16 protein-coding genes are annotated in these 17,702 nt (G+C 59.2%); 8 read left to right on the top strand and 8 right to left on the bottom strand.

Going from position 1 to position 17,702, the window contains the following annotated elements:
• Positions 1-128: 128 nt before the first annotated feature.
• The 4 genes from ACNA0J_RS07765 to ACNA0J_RS07750 all read right to left on the bottom strand — a co-directional run bounded on the left by ACNA0J_RS07765 (position 129) and on the right by ACNA0J_RS07750 (position 2,941).
• Positions 129-308: a hypothetical protein gene (locus ACNA0J_RS07765; protein ID WP_415818116.1), complete on the bottom strand. Its 180-nt coding sequence runs from the start codon at positions 306-308 to the stop codon at positions 129-131.
• Positions 305-1,084, bottom strand: coding sequence for a tripartite tricarboxylate transporter substrate binding protein (locus tag ACNA0J_RS07760; RefSeq protein ID WP_415818114.1), 780 nt, complete (start codon positions 1,082-1,084; stop codon positions 305-307). The genes ACNA0J_RS07765 and ACNA0J_RS07760 overlap by 4 nt, the downstream gene beginning before the upstream one ends.
• Before the next feature lie 68 nt (positions 1,085-1,152).
• On the bottom strand, positions 1,153-1,986 hold the full coding sequence (locus tag ACNA0J_RS07755) for an amidohydrolase family protein (protein WP_415818112.1): 834 nt from the start codon (positions 1,984-1,986) through the stop codon (positions 1,153-1,155).
• On the bottom strand, positions 1,979-2,941 hold the full coding sequence (locus ACNA0J_RS07750; RefSeq protein ID WP_415818110.1) for an isocitrate lyase/PEP mutase family protein: 963 nt from the start codon (positions 2,939-2,941) through the stop codon (positions 1,979-1,981). The genes ACNA0J_RS07755 and ACNA0J_RS07750 overlap by 8 nt, the downstream gene beginning before the upstream one ends.
• 139 nt (positions 2,942-3,080) lie before the next feature.
• Between ACNA0J_RS07750 and ACNA0J_RS07745 the strand changes: the two genes are divergently transcribed.
• Positions 3,081-4,004, top strand: a complete 924-nt coding sequence (locus ACNA0J_RS07745) for a LysR family transcriptional regulator (protein WP_415818108.1) — start codon at positions 3,081-3,083, stop codon at positions 4,002-4,004.
• 36 nt (positions 4,005-4,040) lie between these two features.
• Here ACNA0J_RS07745 and ACNA0J_RS07740 read toward each other — a convergent pair whose 3' ends face one another.
• The 3 genes from ACNA0J_RS07740 to ACNA0J_RS07730 all read right to left on the bottom strand — a co-directional run bounded on the left by ACNA0J_RS07740 (position 4,041) and on the right by ACNA0J_RS07730 (position 7,124).
• Positions 4,041-5,822: an ABC transporter ATP-binding protein gene (locus ACNA0J_RS07740; protein ID WP_415818106.1), complete on the bottom strand. Its 1,782-nt coding sequence runs from the start codon at positions 5,820-5,822 to the stop codon at positions 4,041-4,043.
• Positions 5,823-5,827: 5 nt separating this feature from the next.
• Positions 5,828-6,046: a SlyX family protein gene (locus ACNA0J_RS07735; RefSeq protein WP_415818104.1), complete on the bottom strand. Its 219-nt coding sequence runs from the start codon at positions 6,044-6,046 to the stop codon at positions 5,828-5,830.
• A 145-nt stretch (positions 6,047-6,191) separates the two neighbouring features.
• Positions 6,192-7,124 (bottom strand): LysR family transcriptional regulator, encoded by a 933-nt coding sequence (locus ACNA0J_RS07730; RefSeq protein WP_415818102.1) that lies wholly within the window; start codon positions 7,122-7,124, stop codon positions 6,192-6,194.
• Between the two features lie 126 nt (positions 7,125-7,250).
• On the opposite strand from ACNA0J_RS07730, the gene ACNA0J_RS07725 reads away from it, so the two are divergent.
• The 5 genes from ACNA0J_RS07725 to ACNA0J_RS07705 all read left to right on the top strand — a co-directional run bounded on the left by ACNA0J_RS07725 (position 7,251) and on the right by ACNA0J_RS07705 (position 13,203).
• Positions 7,251-8,432, top strand: a complete 1,182-nt coding sequence (locus tag ACNA0J_RS07725; RefSeq protein WP_415818100.1) for an acetyl-CoA C-acyltransferase — start codon at positions 7,251-7,253, stop codon at positions 8,430-8,432.
• Positions 8,433-8,447: 15 nt separating this feature from the next.
• Entirely contained in the window at positions 8,448-9,644 is a 1,197-nt protein-coding gene (locus ACNA0J_RS07720) for an acyl-CoA dehydrogenase family protein (protein ID WP_415818098.1), read from the top strand.
• 9 nt (positions 9,645-9,653) lie between these two features.
• Entirely contained in the window at positions 9,654-10,793 is a 1,140-nt protein-coding gene (locus ACNA0J_RS07715; protein WP_415818096.1) for an acyl-CoA dehydrogenase family protein, read from the top strand.
• An 83-nt stretch (positions 10,794-10,876) separates the two neighbouring features.
• Positions 10,877-12,130: a CaiB/BaiF CoA transferase family protein gene (locus ACNA0J_RS07710; protein WP_415818094.1), complete on the top strand. Its 1,254-nt coding sequence runs from the start codon at positions 10,877-10,879 to the stop codon at positions 12,128-12,130.
• A gap of 92 nt (positions 12,131-12,222) precedes the next feature.
• A complete protein-coding gene (locus ACNA0J_RS07705; protein WP_415818092.1) occupies positions 12,223-13,203 on the top strand; it encodes a tripartite tricarboxylate transporter substrate binding protein in 981 nt (326 codons plus the stop codon).
• 45 nt (positions 13,204-13,248) lie between these two features.
• Here the strand turns inward: ACNA0J_RS07705 and zigA are convergent, their stop codons facing one another.
• Positions 13,249-14,451: a zinc metallochaperone GTPase ZigA gene (gene zigA / locus ACNA0J_RS07700; RefSeq protein WP_415818090.1), complete on the bottom strand. Its 1,203-nt coding sequence runs from the start codon at positions 14,449-14,451 to the stop codon at positions 13,249-13,251.
• Positions 14,452-14,672: 221 nt separating this feature from the next.
• Here zigA and ACNA0J_RS07695 point away from each other — a divergent pair, with 221 nt between their 5' ends.
• A complete protein-coding gene (locus ACNA0J_RS07695; RefSeq protein ID WP_415818088.1) occupies positions 14,673-15,644 on the top strand; it encodes a Bug family tripartite tricarboxylate transporter substrate binding protein in 972 nt (323 codons plus the stop codon).
• A gap of 197 nt (positions 15,645-15,841) precedes the next feature.
• The gene (locus ACNA0J_RS07690; protein ID WP_415818086.1) at positions 15,842-17,698 is read left to right on the top strand and encodes a choice-of-anchor I family protein; all 1,857 of its coding nucleotides are present in this window, start codon (positions 15,842-15,844) and stop codon (positions 17,696-17,698) included.
• Positions 17,699-17,702: the final 4 nt, after the last annotated feature.

Genomic DNA, 17,702 nt, shown 5'->3' with positions numbered 1-17,702 from the left:
ATGCGTCGGGAGGCTGATTCAACGCCGCCGCATCGTTTCCACATTCCCGCACACCCCCAGAGATTGACCGCTGATGTGCCGCCCCGTGACCAGCACCCGTGTTTTGTCTAACGCTGACGGCTTGCTCATCATGGTTTCTTGAGGTCCAACGTTTTCACGAGCTCGCCCAGTTCCGCGTATTCCTGACGCACATGATCAGAGAATGCTTTACGGCGCAAAATTTTCTTCTCCACACCAGCCGTTTCAAAGAACTTGGCCATTTCCGGCGAATCTGCGGCTTTTTCAAATGCGTCGCCCAAACGCTTCACTGCCGCATCCGGCGTCCCGGCCGGCACCACATGCCATGCCACAACAGCGTCTCTTTCTCGGGGATACCCAGTTCGGTGAGCGTAGTGGCTCGTGGTAACGCCTTTACCGGATCTGCACCGGTTACCAACAGGCATTTGATTTTTCCTGTTTTTTCCATCGAGACGGCAAGAGGCACAGAACCCACGTAAATGTCGACAACGTTCCCCAATAATGCGGGCATGATTTCCCCTGCACCGCGGTAAGGCACGTCGCGAGCCTTGATACCGAAAGACTGAAACACACGTTCGGCCGCCAATTGACCGGGGCCTGCAACACCGTCGGTCCCAAAGGTATATTGATCGGGTTTGGACTTCAGTGTATCGAGGAAAGCTTTACCGTCATTGGCCGGAAAATCACTGCGAACGCAGAGCACATAAGGTGCGGCGTCGAGCTGAATGACGGGGATATAGTCGTCCAGACCGTAGGTCGTATCGACCGTATGCGGCGCCACCGTTATGGGTCCCATCCAGACACCCGCCATCGTCAAACCGTCCGGCTTTGCCCGAGCCATTTGACCGATCCCTATCGTTCCGCCGGCGCCGCCCACATTCTTTACCACGATCGTGGCGTCAAGATATGGCTCCGCATAGCGCGAAATGGCGCGAAACAGAGAGTCCGTTCCGCCACCCGGAGCGGTCGGAATAATCATGTCTACGACGTCCTTGGCGGCCGAGGCATTGGCCATGCAGACGAGTGCCGCAGAAAGCGCCGCGCTCAGAAGTTTATGTTTTCTCATTATGTTGTCTCCTACCTATAGCGTAGAAATGGTCAGAGGGACAGGCCAATCGGTTGATCGGCTCGCCGTTACGGACCGAACCCAAACGCTTCGTAGGCGTTTTTCGTCAGGATTCGATTTCGAATTTCCGCATCGGGCACGCATTCGAAAAGCGATGCGATGCACTGCGAATAAGTCACCTTCTCTTCATGGCCTACCCAGGGCCAGTCAGTTGCCCATAGTGCTCGTTCACCATTGGACTGCTTGATGATTTCGGCTGCGAGTGCGGGCGCCGCACTGCCTCGCAATCGAAAGGGCGCCGATAACTTGACCCAGGTGTTACCGGCATCCAGCGCGGCCAGCAACGCCCGAAAGCCCTCGCTGTGAATCCCATCGGCGCCCTCCGGATTCCCGAAATGATCAATCACGGCGCGCGCCCCGCTGGCATTGATGGCAGCGAGAACCGGCGGCAGATGTTCGCCCTCCAGGTACACCTCGACATGCAGGCCGAGATTCTTTACCTTGGCCAGCAGACCTTGGTATTCCCTGGACTGAATATCGGGAATTGCTGCACGCTTGACCCAATTCAATCGGATGCCGCACACGCCCTCGGCCTGCAAGGATGCGAGAGCAGCCTCGCCAATCTCGGGCTCCACAATTGCCGTGCCGCGCAGCCTGCCGCCGGATCTTTTCAATGCGTCGAGCAGCACGTCGTTATTCGTGCCGTAAAAACTCGGTGCTGTGAGCAACCCGTACATGACGCCATTAGCCGTCAGCGTATGCAGATAGTCCTCGACCAACGCATCAGCAGCGGGCTGAGAATGCCGGTCGCTGACCAGCGGCCTGTCCGTTTTAATGACATGAGCATGGCAATCCGCCGATCCCGGCGGCAATATGCGCGAGTCTGTGGCCGCACTATGCATGCGAGGCTCCCTCACTTTCCTCGCGAACTGCGCCAACCGGTTCCCGGCCATATTTCGCGGTCTTCTGCGCGACTGTCAGGAATTTTTCCTCCAGATCCTTGATGTGCACCATTCCCATGATGTCGTTGAGCTCTTCGAAACTCAATGCCGCATCGGGTCTATCCTCGGGTTTTCCGCTTTGCAGCGATTGCCCCAGGATCTCCAGGCCCTTTCTCATGCCAGCCAACGCGCAGGCCGTCAACAGCCGCGGGTAGATGACCACGGCCACGCCCAGATCCTGCAATTGCGCGGCGGACAACAGCGGCGTCGTCGAACGCTGGCGGATACCAAAACCCATGTTCACGCATAGCGGTTTAGGCACGTTGGCCGCAACCGTGCGAATCTGTTCGGCATCCAACAAGGCATCGGCAAACAAGAGATCCGCGCCCGCTTCCGCGTACGCATTCAACCGGCGAATCACCTCATCCAGTCCGTGCGTTGCCAGCGTGTCAGTACGCGACTTGATGACGAAATCCTTGTCTGTGCGCGCCTCGCACGCGGCGCGCAGCTTCTGCTCCATTTCGTCTTGGGGGATAACCTCCTTGCCGCGCATATGGCCGCAACGCTTGGGCCAGACTTGATCCTCGATCATGATGCCGGCTGCGCCCGCGCGCTCGAAAGCCCGTACCGTGTGAAAGACGTTGATGGCGTTGCCATAGCCCGTATCGCCGTCGGCCAGCAGCGCGAGATTCGAACAGGCGGTGATATTGCGCACGGCCGCGACATTTTCCTCCATGCCCATGATGCCCACATCGACCTGCCCAAGACGCGTCTCGCTCACGCCGCTGCCCGTAATAAACGCGCTGGTGTAGCCCATGTGTTCCACCAGCCGTGTACTGAACCCGTCAAAAACGCCTGGCTGCACGAGTATTTCCGGCGCGTAGATAGCATCCCTCAACTGTTTCGCTTTCGTCATTGCCCTCTCTCCAATTGGGACGGACCTGGATCGCGTTTGCTTCCAGCATGCCGCGTATTTGTCGTAATGCCCGTATCCTAGCGCCGCTCAAACCATTAAACTAATTAAACTTTTTCTACGTTTTCCATAGGAAAAACTGATGCGTCGATACTCCCTGGCTCAGATCGAGGCACTCGCAGCGATTGCAAAATTAGGATCGTTTCAGGCAGCGGCCCGGCACATGAACGTCACACAGCCCACGATTTCGCTGCGCGTGCGAGAGCTCGAAGAAGCCCTCGGCACCCGGCTGTTCGAAAAAGACGGGCGCACCGCCAAACTGAACGCCGAAGGAACCGTCGCACTGCACTACACCGACGAAGTGCTGAAACTGCTGGACGAGCTCGAAACCCGGCTGCGCACCGGCGATCCGCTGCAAGGCACACTGCGGGTCGGTTCATCGGAAACCATCGCCATCGCGGTCCTGCCCAAGATCATCACCCTGCTGGGAGAACGCTATCCGCGCCTGAAAGTCGAGCTGACCGTCAGCAACAGCTTTGTGCTGCTCGACGGATTGGCGGCCAATCAATTGGATCTGGCGATACTGGCCGATCCAGGGCATCTGGCGAACATGCAAATTGAACCTCTGGCACTGGCGCCTGTCGCCTGGGTGGGGCACCGCTCCATCGCCATGCCCTCTCAGTTTGCCGATCCGCAGTCTTTGTCTGAATCAACGATTCTTTGCATGCCCCAGCCGTCGCCGCTGAACGAGATGATGGCCAACTGGTGGGAGCAAGCGGGCGGATCAGCGCTCAGGGTCAACACCTGCAACAGCCTAGCGATGCTCGCCCGTCTGGTAGCCAGCGGCGTAGGAGTAGGCGTGCTGCCCACATGCATCTTGCGCAACGAAATCCAGCGCGGCTCTGTCGTGAGCTATCGCCAGCAAACGCCGTTCAGATCGCTACGGATCTGCGCCGCCTATCGCAAAGCCTCGCACTCTGATGGGCTCGAGGCTCTGGTCGGCATTGCACGGCGCGTGATGCTTGATTCGAGATACTTTGCGCCGCTGAGAAAGAATGATGCTTAGCAAAACGCAAAGCGTCGGCCCAATATCATCCTGTCCTTAACTTTCCGATGACGAATCCGATTCCAGCGTATGTTCCACCGGCCGCTCACCAATCTGTTGACGCCACATCGCGTAGTACAAGCCTGTCTGTGCCAACAGTTGGGAATGCGTGCCGCTTTCGACAATACGGCCTTTTTCCAGTACAAAAATCGTATCGGCGTGCATGATCGTCGATAGCCGATGCGCAATGAGCAGCGTGATCTGCTGCCGGCTAGCAGAAATATGACGCACGGTATCCGAGATCTGCTCTTCGGTCAGCGAGTCCAATGCCGAAGTCGCCTCGTCAAAAATCAACAGCCTCGGTTGGCGAATCAAGGCCCGCGCGATCGACAGGCGCTGTTTCTCGCCGCCCGATAGCTTCATGCCCATTTCGCCGATCGTCGTATCCAGCCCGTCAGGTGATTTGTTCAGCAAATAGGCACACGCTGCCTGCTCCATCGCTTTGGTGATTTCCTCATCCGTGGCATCGGTACGCACCAACCGAATATTGTCGCGCAGCGTGCCAGCGAACAGATAAGGTTCCTGCGTCACCAGACCGACCTGGCGGCGCGCCCGGTTATATCGCAGAACTTTGGTGGAAATATCGTTGTAGAAGACCTCGCCCGACGCCGGGGTATAGAGGCCCAGCAGCAACTTGACCAACGTCGACTTGCCAGACCCCGACGGCCCTACGAATGCGATCGTATCCCCGAGCGATGCAGAAAACGTCACGCCATCCAGTGCGTTATCGCGAGCTCCTTTATGGCGAAACGTCACATCGGCAAATCGCACGCCATTGATCGGCCCGCTATCCTGCGGCGATTCCGGCCGCCTATCGATCGGTCTTTTCATGAGGGCATCGAAACTCGACAATGATGCGTCAGCCTCGCGATACGCGAGAATGATGTTGCCCAGCTCCTGCAACGGCGCAAAAATCGCCACAGAAATAAACTGCATCGCGATCAATTCACCAGTACTCAATACATCGCGAAAGATCAGCCACAGCAATGCAAATAGAATCGCGAGTTTCAGCAGGCTCAGCGTCACTCCCTGCAAAAAGGACAATAATCGGATCCGTTTGACCTTTTGCATCTCGAGCTCAAAGATGCGCACGATTTGCGCCTGCAATCGGCGGATCTCCGGAAACGTCAATCCCAGGCTTTTTATCAGCTCGATATTGCGCAGCGACTCGGAAATAAAGCCGGAGCTGCGGTTCGTTTCGCGCATGATCGAACGCTGCTGTGTTTTGATCTCGCGACTGAGCAGTCCGGTCAATCCCCCCAACACCAACACACCGATAACAAATACCGGCACGAGCAGCCAATGCCGCGTCACGGCATACCACACCAGAAAACCCATCCCCACCACGGCGGCAAAGAGCGTGTTGATGAACGTATTGATGAACCGCTCGCTATCGGCCCTCACCTTTTGCAGCAGCGACAAAGTCTCGCCACTACGCAGGTCTTCGAATTCCTGGAATTTCAGACGCATCGCCTGACGCAGGCCGTCATTGAACAGCTGCGTGCCAAATTTCTGTACCACCAGACGCGTGACGTATTCCTGCAAGGCCTTTGCCAGCCTGGACAGCACCGCTATCGCCACCGCCAAACCCAGCAGCGTCAATACACCCGACACCAACTCGCTGTCGCTTTTACCGGCGCGATTGATCGCGTACTCGTCGATGATCTTGCCAAAAATAATCGGATCGATCAGCGCCAGCACCTGGCTCGCGCCAGCCAGCACCAATGCCAAAACGGCCAGGCGGCTATGCGGCCGCAGATACGCCCACAGGATACGCATCGCGTTCAATAATGAGGAGGAATCTCGTCACGCAGGCTGCGAAAGTTGCCTCCCGCGGTATCCGGCACCTGTTGGCGCAATTCGGCCAATTCACGCGCCAAGCGTTCTATCAGCTGTTGCTGACGAAACAGCGTCTGACTCAATTGATCCAGCATATCATCGGCCAAGCCGAGCTTGATTTCCAGATCGGTTAAACGACGGTCAGTATCCGTAGCAGCACTCATGGCAAATTCGACTCTCAAATAATCCGGGGCCCGCACCACCAACGCAGCAACATGCATCGACACAGCCGATCGATGCATCCGGCCGATTGCGCCCAAAGCAGCATCATGCCGCCAAAGAATCATTATCGCAGGTCAACGCCCCTGCTTACCGAGCCTGCCTCGGCAACAACAGCCCCGGCCGCCCCACATGCACCGCGTGGGCCCGATCCATGATGAATTCGATCAGCATCGCCAAGGCGCGAGGCTGATGGCGGCTGGGCATCATCAGCAGATACATCGCCCGTCCGAAAATGCTGAGCCGCCAGTCGTCCAGTGCCGTCAGCAGACGTTGTTGCGCGACATCCTCATACACGACATAGTCGGGCACTACCGCCACGCCCAGACCTGCCAGCGCAGCATCGCGCAAAAACGCGTAATTGCGCGACACGATCGTCGGATCCAGAACGACCTGCTGACGCTGGTTGCCCTGATAGGCCGAAAGCCGCAGCGGCCGGCCTATCACTGCCGCGCTGATCACAGGCAGATCGGACAATGCCTCGGGACGGCGAGGCAAACCATGACGGTCCCGATAGGCTGGCGAAGCACAGACCACGTAACGCACCTGCCCCAACTCACGCGCCACCAGATGTCCCGGTGGCTCGGACATGATCCGCACGGCGATATCCACCTCGTCGCGCAGCAAATCCTCGACGCTGTTCTCGAATAACACATCCAGCACGATATCCGGGTAGCTGCGCTTGAATTCCAGCAGCCATGGCGTCATGACAAACTGTCCATAACCACTGGGCACGCTCAATCGCACACGCCCCTGGGGCGTTTTCCCCAGCGACTCCACTGACGCCTGCGCCGCGGCCAGTTCGTCGCGGATGTTGCACCCGTGCTGATAGAGCTTGAGCCCGATCTCGGTAGGCTCGACGCGCCGAGTCGTACGGCGCACCAACTGCATCCCTATCGCCCGCTCCAATTGACCCAGGTGATAGCTCACATTGGCCCGAGTCATTTTCAGACGGCGCGCGGCCTCGCTCAGATTGCCCGCGTCGAGTATTTCCACCAGCAGCGTCAGTGATTTCGTATCCATAAGGACTGATTGTCAAATTTTTTTGAACGCAATGTCAACTATTGATGTAATTGTCAAGCCTTGCTTACTGATGAAGAATAGAACGCTGCCGCGGTTCATATCCCTCTTTTCCCTCAGGACGTTTTCATGCGTGAAGCTGTCATTGTCTCTACCGCCCGCACGCCCATTACCAAGGCACATCGCGGCGAATTCAACGTCACCCCAGGCGCCACGCTCGCCGCTTTTGCTGTAAAAGCCGCGGTAGAACGCGCGGGCATCGACCCGGGCATGATCGAGGACGCCATTCTCGGTTGCGGCTATCCCGAGGGCACCACCGGCCGCAATATCGCCCGGCAGGCCGTGCTACGCGCGGGCTTGCCCGTCACCATCGGCGGCGCGACCGTCAATCGTTTTTGCGCCTCTGGCCTGCAGGCCATCGCCAGCGCCGCCGCCCGCATTGTGATGGATGGCGCGCCGGCCATGATAGCGGGCGGCGTCGAGAGCGTATCCCAGCTGCGCACCCGTGATGATCCGAACAGCGGCGTCGACCCATGGATTCTGGAAAACAAGCCGGCGCTCTATCTACCCATGATAGAGACGGCCGACATCGTAGCCGCCCGCTATGGCATCAGCCGCGAAGCCCAAGACCGCTTCAGTGTCGAAAGCCAGCGGCGCACCGCCGATGCGCAGGCCGCCGGCCGCTATCGTGACGAAATCATCGCCGTCACCACGACAATGGCGGTCGCCGATAAAACCACCGGCAGCGTCACTCCCCGCGAAGTCACTGTCGATGCCGACACCTGCAACCGGCCCGGCACCACCTATGACAATCTCTCGACACTGGCGCCCGTACGCGGCCCGGATCAATTCGTCACTGCGGGCAATGCCTCGCAGCTCTCCGACGGCGCTGCGGCCTGCGTGATGATGGAAGCCCGCGACGCTGAACGCGCCGGCCTGCAGCCTTTGGGGGCTTTTCGTGGGCTGGCCATTGCGGGCTGCGAGCCCGACGAAATGGGTATCGGCCCCGTCTACGCCGTGCCGCGCCTATTGGCCCGCCACGGTCTAAAGGTCGACGACATCGGTCTGTGGGAACTGAACGAAGCTTTTGCTTCGCAAGCCCTGTATTGCCAGCAACAACTCGGCATCCCATCCGAACGGCTCAACGTCGATGGCGGTGCGATTTCCATCGGCCACCCGTTTGGCGTCACAGGCGCGCGTCTGACTGGCCATGCGCTGATCGAGGGCCGTCGCCGCGGCATCCGCTATGCCGTCGTCACGATGTGCGTCGGCGGCGGCATGGGCGCCGCCGGTTTATTCGAAATTTACTGATTACGAGAATCCCTGATGGATCTGACTTTCACTCCCGAAGAAGAAGCCTTTCGCGCCGAGGTGCGCGCATTCCTGGCAGCCGAATTGCCCGAGCCCCTGGCTCGCAAGGTGCGTGAACATCGTCATCTGCATAAAGCCGATATGGAGGCCTGGCACGCGATCTTGAACGCCCGGGGCTGGCTCGCCAGCCACTGGCCGCAGGAATACGGCGGCACTGGCTGGACGGCGGTACAAAAATTCATCTTCGAGAATGAATGCGCGTTAGCGCATGCCCCCCGCATCGTGCCGTTCGGCCTGAGCATGCTGGGGCCTGTCCTCATCAAGTACGGCAACGAAGCACAAAAACGTTATTGGCTGCCGCGTATCCTGAACGGTGCGGACTGGTGGTGCCAGGGCTATTCCGAACCCGGCGCGGGCTCGGATCTCGCATCGCTGAAAACCAGCGCCGTGCGCGATGGCGATCACTACATCGTCAACGGCCAAAAGACCTGGACCACCTTGGGCCAGTACGCCAACATGATTTTCTGCCTGGTGCGCACGCGCAGCGACGGCAAACCTCAAGAAGGCATCAGCTTTCTGCTGATCGACATGAACACCCCTGGCATCGAAGTCCGCCCTATCATCACGCTGGATGGCGGACACGAAGTCAACGAAGTGTTCTTCTCCGATGTGCGCGTCCCCGTCGACAATCTGGTGGGCGAAGAAAATCGTGGCTGGTCCTGCGCCAAGTACCTGCTGACCTACGAGCGCACCAATATTGCGGGGATCGGTTTCTCGACAGCGGCCTTGCAGCAGCTGAAGGAAGTCGCCGCTCGACAGCAGAAAAACGGCCGCCCCCTGCTGCAAGATCCCGCCTTCGCGGCCCGTCTGGCGGGTATCGAAATCGACCTGGACAACATGCGCATCACGAATCTGCGCGTACTGGCGGCCGCTGCCAACGGCGGCGCGCCCGGCGCGGAAAGCTCGATGCTGAAGATCCGCGGCACCCAGATCCGCCAGGAGATTTCATCGCTGAACCGCCGCGCCATGGGCCCCTATGCACGCCCCTATGTGGCTGAGGCGCTCGAGGACGGCAACCAGCATCTGAGCATCGGCCCGACAGGCGCGGACAGCGCCGCTGCGCAATATTTCAATAACCGCAAGCTGTCGATCTTTGGCGGCTCGAACGAAATCCAGAAGAACATCATCTCGAAGATGATTCTGGGCCTGTAAGGAGCCGCCATGAATTTCACCCATACCGAAGACCGGCGCATGCTGTCGGATATGCTCACACGCTTTGTGGCCGAGCAATACGGCTTTGCGGTACGCGACCGGATTGCGAACTCTGCTGAAGGCTACAGCATGGAGTTCTGGCAACGCTATGCCGAACTGGGCGCGATCGGCGCCTTGTTCGACGAGGCCAATGGTGGATTTGGCGGCCATGGCTTTGACATCGCGGTGGTGTTTGAGGCATTGGGACGAGGCCTCGTCGTCGAACCGTTTCTCGATACGCTGATGGCCGGCGATGCTATCGCAGCCGTAGGCACCCCAGCCCAAAAAGACATCCTGGAAAGCGTGCAAACCGGTGCAATGCGAATCGCGCTGGCGCACACGGAACCACAAGCGTATTACGAGCTGGCCCATGTTGACACCTATGCGGTGCGTAACAAAAACGGTTGGACACTGAATGGCCACAAAGCCGTCGTCGCCCAAGCCGAACATGCCGATTTATTCGTCGTGTCGGCACGCACGTCCGGCGACGCGGAAAACGAGCAAGGCATCACCCTGTTTCTGGTGCCGGCAACCACTCCTGGCCTACATATCAACGGCTACCCATTGATCGATGGCGGACGTGCGGCGGATATCACGTTACGCGACGTCGCACTACGGGACGATGCAGTCTTGGGCACGATCGATCAGGGATACGCCACCCTGGAACGCAGCGTCGGCAAAGGCGTCCTCGCCTTGTGCGCAGAAGCCCTGGGCGCCATGGGTGCAGCCCGTGACGCCACGTTGGACTATCTGCAAACGCGCAAACAATTCGGTGTCCCTATTGGCCGGTTCCAGGCACTGCAACACCGCATGGCCGACGTCCTGCTGGAAATCGAACAAACCCGCTCCGCAGTCATCAACGCGGCCTCGCAGCTCGATCACGCCGACCGGATCACACGCGAACGCGCCCTGTCCGCTGCGAAATACACCGTCGGCCGCGTTGGCACGCTGGTCGCGGAGGAATGCATCCAGTTGCACGGTGGCATTGGCATGACATGGGAACTGCCCCTCGCGCACTACGCCAAACGGCTGATCATGATCGATCATCAGTTAGGCGACGAAGATCATCATTTGAATCGCTACATCGCGCTGGCTCACCAGCCGGGTTGACGACATGCCACACACAGACTGTGCTGACGCAAACCATCACCCGGGCCGCTGCATCGCATCGACCCACCAACCGAACTGATGCCATGCCAGACACACATACCGCTCACGCCAACGATCAAGACCTGCCGCTGGAAGGCATCCGCGTGCTGGACCTCTCTCGCGTCTTTGCAGGCCCGCTGTGCGGCCAGGTCCTGGCCGATTTTGGCGCCGAGGTGATCAAGGTCGAACACCCTGTACGTGGCGACGACACGCGCGATTGGGGCATGCGTATCGGCAAAACCGAGACCACCTACTACAACAGCATGAATCGCAACAAGCGATCCATCACCCTGGACCTGCAAAGCCCCGAAGGCCTGGCGCTCATTTACGATCTGCTGCCCCAATTCGACGTCGTCCTGCACAACTTCAAATGCGGCGGCGCCGACAAACTGGGCCTCGGCTACGAACAACTCAAAGCCCACAAACCCGATCTCATCTATTGCGCCATCAGCGGCTACAACAGCACCGGCCCAGAGGCCACCCGGCCGGGCTACGACCTCGTAATCCAAGGCGAAAGCGGATTGATGGCCCTCAATGGCGAAGCCAGCCAGCCGCCTCTGAAATTCGGCGTGGCGACCGTCGACATGATGACCGGCATGTACGCCGCACAAGCCGTACTGGCGGCATTGTTCCGGCGCGAACGCAGCGGCAAAGGGCGTCTGATCGAAATGGCGCTCTACGACTGCGGCATCATGGTCACGAGCTACTACGGACTCGATGCCTTGCTGCTGGGGCGCGATCCGCAACGCTACGGCAACGCCCATCCGTCCATCGTGCCTTACGGCATGTTCGAGGCCGCCGACGGGCCTTTTATCATCGCAGTCGGCACCAATACGCAGTTCGACAAATTCTGCCGCCAGGTCGTGATGCGGCCCGACATCGTCGAGGATCCGCGCTATGCCACGAATATCGAACGCGCCAAGAACCGCTTGACCCTGCTGCCCATGGTGACGGCCCTGCTACACGAATTTCCGCGTGACCTCTTGCTGCAACGCCTGAGCGAGTGCGGTATTCCATGCGGCAAAGTCCTAGGATTGCACGAAGCCCTCACCAGCGAACGCACACGCCAGGGCGGCCTACTGCAAAGCCTGCCGCACCCCGTCGCGGGATCCACCCACGTCTATGCTCCCCCCTATCGGCTCGACGGCCAGCGCCTGCCCATCCGTCACGCGCCGCCGACCTTGGGCGAAGGCACCAAAGACGTATTACAGCGGCTGCTGCAACTATCCGAACCCGAATTACGCGCCCTGCAAGCCAAAGGCGTGTTGACCTTGCCGGGAGAAACCCCGGCTGAATGACACAAAGCAAACCGCTAACTCGGGATCATGACAAAGATCAGACCCAGCCTATCGCGGCATTTAATCAGTACCGATAACGGAGACAACCCATCATGCCATCGAATACCCGCCGTACCTGCTTTCGGCTGACACTGGCTGCACTATTGAACCTGACCATCGCTTGGCCCGCCTTGGCGCAGACCGATTTTCCCACCAAGCCCATTACATTGATTGTGCCGTTTCCCGCGGGCGGATCCACCGATCGCCACCTGCGCGCCGTCGCTATGGAAGCCAGCAAATCGCTGGGGCAGAACGTCGTCGTCGAGAACCGTCCGGGCGCAGGCGGCACCATGGCGCCTGGCAACATGGCGAGATCGGCCAAACCCGACGGCTATACGATCAGCCTCTATCCGTTGGGCATGCTGCGCATGCCCTACATGCACAAGACCGACTGGGACCCGATCAAAGACTTCACCTTCATCGTGGGCCTCTCCGGCTATACGTTTGGTTTCACAGTCCGTGCAGACTCGCCTTTCAAGACCTTTAACGACTACATTGCCGCGGCTCGCGCAAAGCCGGGCGCGATCGACTATGGTTCAACAGGCGTAGGATCCTCTCCCCATCTCCTGATGGAAGAACTCGCCATCAATGCCAAAGTGAAATTGACTCATGTGCCCTTCAAAGGCAACGCCGACATGCAACAGGCACTGCTGGGCGGACACGTCATGGCGCAAAGCGATGCCAGCGGATGGGATCAATTCGTCGATAGCGGCAAAATGCGTTTGCTGGTGACCTTTGGCGAAAAACGCACGACGCGCTGGCCCGATGTCCCGACAGCAGAGGAACTAGGCTATGGCGTCACATCCACGTCACCTTATGGGCTGGCCGGTCCCAAAGGCATGGACCCTGCCGTGGTCAAAAAACTGCACGATGCCTTTAAAACCGCCCTGTTTTCTGCACAAAGCATGGAGATCATGAAGCAGCTCAACCAAGAGCCGGTCTATCGCAACAGCGACGACTACCGCGAATGGGCCATCGCCACCTACGCAAAAGACAAGACCCTGATCGAGCATCTAGGCCTGATGGCGAAATAGATCGCGCATCGTCCCGTCACGCGACACGACGGACTGACGTTACCCCTATTCGGACTCTACGCCCCACAACGGAAAAGGATCCGAATAGGTCATCCACTCGTGAGGCCCCTGTGCCATCTCGACATCATTGAGCAAACAGGCATCCAGACGCGCCCGCAACACAGCCTCGCCCATCTGCATGCCGATCAATACGAGTTCCTGTCTCGCGTCGCCAGTCCCTTCCTCCCAACGCTCCCGAATATGAGCAACGGTCTCGGTGTCCTCAGGCCATTGCTCGAGCGGCACCGCCACCCACCAACGTCCAGCCAGACCATGCCGGCACACGCCGCCCGCTTGCGACCAAGAGCCCGCAAACGCCGGACGGCTGGCCAGCCAGAAAAACCCTTTAGAACGCACCACGCCGGGCCAATCGGACTCGATCAACCGATGAAAGCGCATGGGGTGAAACGGGCGTCGGGCGCGATACACAAAACTGCTGATGCCATATTCCTGCGTCTCAGGCGTATGCTCGCCACGCAGTTCTTTGAGCCATCCAGGCGCCTGAGAGGCCTGCTCAAAATCGAATAGCCGCGTACTCAGCACCTGCGACAACGCAACGCGGCCGAATTCGGCGCTGACGATGCGTGCGCGCGGATTCAAACGCTGCAGGATAGCCATCAACTGCGCGCGTTGGTCCGCATCCACCAAATCGATTTTGTTCACGACGATCACATCACAGAACTCGATCTGCTCGATGAGCAAATCTACGACTGTGCGCTCATCCTCCTCGCCCAGTGACTCACCGCGGGCCTGCAGGCTATCGTGGGAACTGTAGTCACGCAAAAAATTGTAGGCATCCACCACTGTCACCATGGTGTCCAATTGCGCGACATCAGACAGGCTTTGCCCGGCCTCGTCGGCGAACGTAAAGGTCTCGGCCACCGGCAACGGCTCGGAAATGCCGGTGGACTCGATCACCAACTGGTCAAACCGCCCGTCGCGCGCCAAGCGGCCGACTTCCAACAGCAGGTCTTCCCGCAATGTGCAGCAGATACAGCCGTTGCTCATCTCCACCAGCTTTTCGTCGGTACGCGAGAGCTCCGCCCCGCCTTGGCGCACGAGCTCTGCGTCAATATTCACATCGCTCATGTCATTGACGATCACCGCCACACGGCGGCCCTCGCGATTATTCAAAATATGGTTGAGCAAAGTGGTTTTACCGGCCCCAAGAAAACCGGACAGTACCGTGACGGGCAATTTTGTAGTCATAGCAACCAGCGCCAGCGACGCATTCACCGAAAATGTTATGTTATATCATTTCTAAAACAAATCACGCGTTTCCGTCAACCATCAATCCATCAACAGGAAAGATTGCAAAACGGTAATCTCCCGGGTTAATCTCACACCACGATAAGTTGTACGACAACATACGACCATAACGAGATGGGCACTACGCGACCATTCGGCCGGTGCCCAAGGAGATTTAAATAATGCAACGCCGTGACTTTCTGCGCACCGCCGCAGCGCTACCCCTGACGGGTCTTGTCGCCCACGCTCATGCTGCCGAGGAAAAATGGCCGACGCGCCCTGTGCGCATCGTGGTGCCCTACACACCCGGCGGGTCATCAGACATCATTGCGCGCCTGATCTCGCCCGAGCTGAGCAAAGCCCTGGGTGAAAGCGTCGTCGTGGAAAACCGTCCGGGCGCCAATGGCAACCTGGGCACCGGCATCGTGGCCAAGGCCGACGACGGCCATACCCTGTTGCTGTGCGACATCGGCGCGTTGGCGATTACGCCATCGGTCTACACCAAACTCACCTTTGATCCGTCGAAGGACCTGCGCCCCGTCAGCATGCTGGCGTATTCCCCGCACGTCCTGGCCGTTCACCCCAGCTTTCCCGCCAAGACCCTGCCCGAAATCGTCGAGCTCTCGAAAAAGCAGCGCGTCAATTTCGCCGTCACTGCCATCGGCAGCGCCCCTCACCTGGCCGCGGTCGCCGTACAGCAAGCCACCGGCGCAAAATGGGAATACGTGCCCTACAAGGGCGGCGCACAGGCCATCTCCGATACGGTAGGCGGCCAGACCGAAGTCATCATGAATGGTTTGCTCGCAACCCTGCCGCACATCCGCAGCGGCAACCTGCGCGCCATCGCCATTTCCAAGCGCGAACGCATGCAGTTGATTCCGGACATCCCGACGATCGCCGAGCAAGGCGTTCCGGGATTCGAATCGGGCACTTGGCAAGGCATCATGGCCCCGGCCACCCTGCCCGCCGCGACCGCAGAGCGTTTGGCCAAAATCCTGGCTGACATCGCCAAAAAACCCGAGATCGTCGAAAAGCTCAACCAACAGGGCGCGGAAGTCGTCACCTACGATCCGGCGCAACTCGGCAAGTTCTACACGACCGAGCGCGATCGTTGGGCCAAAGTCGTCAAGAGCGTAGGGATCACGCTGGATTAAAGTTCTCCGTGCCGCCATGCGGCTTGTGATGTCCTGTGAACGGGCAAGGCACGCCAATCGTATTTGCGCAGATACGATAGGCACGCCTTGCCCGTTGTCTCTATTTATCGACCGAATCTCCGTTTGTAACAACACCGAAACAAACCGCCCCTAGTCTGTCCGCTCTTACGAACTCCTGAACTGAGCGACAGAGAACAATGAATACATGGAAACTCGCCGCGGCATCCGCCCTTTTACCCCTCGCCCTGCTGGGCTGCGGCAGTAGCAGTGATGACGACGATGACGAGACGGCCCCGCCGACTACACCCCCCGTTGCCGAAGTCGCTCAACACATCACCTCGGTGGATTTCCTGGGCCGTTATGAGGCCGGCAGCTACGGCGTGAGCGCCGCTGAGATTCCGGCTTTTGATCCTGCGACCAAACGCGTCTTTGTCGTCAATGCCCTCTCCGGCAAAATCGATATACTGGACCTGCAAATACCCTCAACGCCCAGCCACCTCGGCACACTCGACGCCGAGGCGGTGCTGGCTGGCGCCGAGATCAACAGCGTTGCCGTCAACAACGGCATGGTCGCCGTCGCGATTCAAGCGCCGGTCAAGACCGATCCCGGCTATGTCGCCTTGTACGACGCCGCCTCGCTCGCCCTGCTAGGCTCGATCCAAGTCGGCGCCCTGCCCGACATGGTGACTTTTACCCCCAACGGCAAGACCGTGCTGGTCGCCAACGAAGGCGAGCCCTCAGACGACTACACAATCGATCCCGAAGGCTCGGTCAGCGTCATCGATGTGTCCAACCCGGCAGCCTTGACTGCACGCACCGCTGGATTCACCGAATGGAACGGCAAAGAGGCCGCGCTGCGCACGCAGGGTGTACGCCTGGTCGGCCCGCGCGCGACGGCCGCACAGGATATTGAACCCGAGTACATCACGGTATCGGACGACGGCGCCACCGCCTGGGTTGCTTTGCAAGAAAACAATGCACTGGCCAAACTGGATGTTGCCAACGCCCGCATCACCGACATCCTGCCGCTGGGCGCCAAAGACCACGGCATCGACGGCAATGGCCTGGACGTCAGCGATGCCGATGGCGCCATCAACATCCGCCCGTGGGCCGGCGTCAAAGGCCTGTACATGCCTGACGGCATCGCATCCTATACGGTGGGCGACGCCACCTACATCGTCACCGCCAACGAGGGCGATAGCCGCGCCTGGGGCGAAGACAACGATGCATACTGGAACTGGGGCCGCGATGCCGACGGCAACTGGCTGGGTTTAGATGCCTCCGAAGCGCCCGGTTTTGTCGATGAGTTCCGCGTCAAACACCTGGTACACAAGAGCGGCTTCGATCGCCGGGCTGGCGACGACTTGCCGCCCCAACTGCGCCAACTGGCGCCTGGCGGCCTGCTCGACCCCGCCGTCTTCGCCTATTGCGGCGCCACTGACACTGATCCTGGCGATTGCCGCGAAGACGAAAACCTCGGCCGCCTGACCGTGACCTGGACCATGGGCTACAAACAGAACGCCGACGGCACACCGCAACTGAGCGCTGATGGCCGCCTGGTCTATGACACGCTATACACCTACGGCGCACGCTCATTCTCGATCCGCGATGCCGACGGCAAACTGGTCTGGGACTCGGGCGATCAATTCGAAAAGATCACGGCAGAACGCTATCCAGAGTGGTTCAACTCGGGCCATGACGAAACGATCTTCGACGATCGCAGCGACAACAAGGGGCCGGAACCCGAAGGCGTCACACTGGGCAAGATCGGCGAAAAAACCTATGCCTTTGTCGGTCTGGAGCGCATGGGCGGCATCATGGTCTACAACATCAGCGATCCCGCAAATCCCGTATTCACCACCTATGTGAACTCGCGCGACTTCAACGTGGATTCTGCTGAAAACCCGGCAGGCGCAGGAGACCTCGGTCCCGAGGGACTGGCGTTCGTATCCGCCGAGGATTCGCCCGACGGCCAGCCTTTGTTGATTGTCGGTAACGAAGTCAGCGGCACCACCTCGATCTATCGCATCGTATTGGCTGACGACGCAAACTGATCGT

Source organism: Bordetella tumbae (assembly GCF_965139195.1).
In the GTDB taxonomy this organism is placed as follows: domain Bacteria; phylum Pseudomonadota; class Gammaproteobacteria; order Burkholderiales; family Burkholderiaceae_B; genus Bordetella_A; species Bordetella_A tumbae.
This window is presented reverse-complemented; position numbering and strand designations above follow the sequence as displayed.

Coding starts and splice junctions, on each gene's coding strand:
- ACNA0J_RS07760 (WP_415818114.1), bottom strand. CDS start 1,084: ATGAGAAAACATAAACTTCTGAGCGCGGCGCTTTCTGCGGCACTCGTC.
- ACNA0J_RS07755 (WP_415818112.1), bottom strand. CDS start 1,986: ATGCATAGTGCGGCCACAGACTCGCGCATATTGCCGCCGGGATCGGCG.
- ACNA0J_RS07750 (WP_415818110.1), bottom strand. CDS start 2,941: ATGACGAAAGCGAAACAGTTGAGGGATGCTATCTACGCGCCGGAAATA.
- ACNA0J_RS07745 (WP_415818108.1), top strand. CDS start 3,081: ATGCGTCGATACTCCCTGGCTCAGATCGAGGCACTCGCAGCGATTGCA.
- ACNA0J_RS07740 (WP_415818106.1), bottom strand. CDS start 5,822: ATGCGTATCCTGTGGGCGTATCTGCGGCCGCATAGCCGCCTGGCCGTT.
- ACNA0J_RS07735 (WP_415818104.1), bottom strand. CDS start 6,046: ATGAGTGCTGCTACGGATACTGACCGTCGTTTAACCGATCTGGAAATC.
- ACNA0J_RS07730 (WP_415818102.1), bottom strand. CDS start 7,124: ATGGATACGAAATCACTGACGCTGCTGGTGGAAATACTCGACGCGGGC.
- ACNA0J_RS07725 (WP_415818100.1), top strand. CDS start 7,251: ATGCGTGAAGCTGTCATTGTCTCTACCGCCCGCACGCCCATTACCAAG.
- ACNA0J_RS07720 (WP_415818098.1), top strand. CDS start 8,448: ATGGATCTGACTTTCACTCCCGAAGAAGAAGCCTTTCGCGCCGAGGTG.
- ACNA0J_RS07715 (WP_415818096.1), top strand. CDS start 9,654: ATGAATTTCACCCATACCGAAGACCGGCGCATGCTGTCGGATATGCTC.
- ACNA0J_RS07710 (WP_415818094.1), top strand. CDS start 10,877: ATGCCAGACACACATACCGCTCACGCCAACGATCAAGACCTGCCGCTG.
- ACNA0J_RS07705 (WP_415818092.1), top strand. CDS start 12,223: ATGCCATCGAATACCCGCCGTACCTGCTTTCGGCTGACACTGGCTGCA.
- zigA (WP_415818090.1), bottom strand. CDS start 14,451: ATGACTACAAAATTGCCCGTCACGGTACTGTCCGGTTTTCTTGGGGCC.
- ACNA0J_RS07695 (WP_415818088.1), top strand. CDS start 14,673: ATGCAACGCCGTGACTTTCTGCGCACCGCCGCAGCGCTACCCCTGACG.
- ACNA0J_RS07690 (WP_415818086.1), top strand. CDS start 15,842: ATGAATACATGGAAACTCGCCGCGGCATCCGCCCTTTTACCCCTCGCC.